The sequence below is a fragment of the Cellulomonas sp. P2_B4 genome, assembly GCF_056404795.1.
Genome location: NZ_JBFUDI010000035.1, coordinates 1 through 766 on the forward strand (window position 1 = coordinate 1; position 766 = coordinate 766).

At 63.8% G+C, this 766-nt stretch carries 1 protein-coding gene; it reads left to right on the forward strand.

The annotated features are described in order from the left end of the window. Positions 1 to 766, forward strand: a 766-nt coding sequence (locus AC1DZC_RS19915) for an alpha/beta hydrolase (RefSeq protein ID WP_477044472.1), incomplete at both ends; no start/stop codon positions are given.

Sequence of the window (766 nt, forward strand, 5' to 3'; positions counted from 1 at the left end):
TTCCGGAGGATCGCCATTTCGGGACACTCGGCCGGCCGTTCAAGCTGCCGATCGTCCAGATCACGATCGAGCGTGAAAAGGCGCGCAAGCATTTCATCATCAACAGCGTCGAGCAATTGTCGCTCGATGCCTGGAAGGGCATGGCGCGGGGCCATGGCGGGGAAGACGCGCTGGTCTTCGTCCATGGCTTCAATACCAGTTTCCCCGATGCGGTGTACCGCGCCGCCCAGATTTTCTGGGACCTCCAATATCAGGGCGTTCCGCTGCTCTTCTCCTGGGCCTCGGGCGGGCGGACCGCCGATTATGGCTATGACTATGACAGCGCCGATCACGGCGAGGATGCGTTTTGCGAGACGCTCGCCCATCTGCTCGATGCCGGCATCTCGCGGATCCATGTCATCGCGCACAGCATGGGCAATCAGCTCGTCGTCAACGCGCTCGAACGGCACGATCATGCGGCGACGCCGCTCTCGATCGCGGAACTGATGATGGCGGCGCCGGATGTCGACCGCGACGCCTACCTCAAGAAGATGCCCAAGCTGTGCAAGGTGGTGCCGGGGCTTACGCTCTACGCCTCTTCCGCCGACAAGGCGCTCACCCTGTCCAAGCGGCTGCGGCGCAACGTCCAGCGCGCGGGCGATGTGCGCGAAGGCCAGCCGTTGCTGGTCGACGGTGTCGATGCGATCGACATCACCGCCGTGGGTGCCGAGATCTTCGGCCTCGGGCACGGCGCCTATGCGTCGAGCCGGTCCATCCTGAACGACAT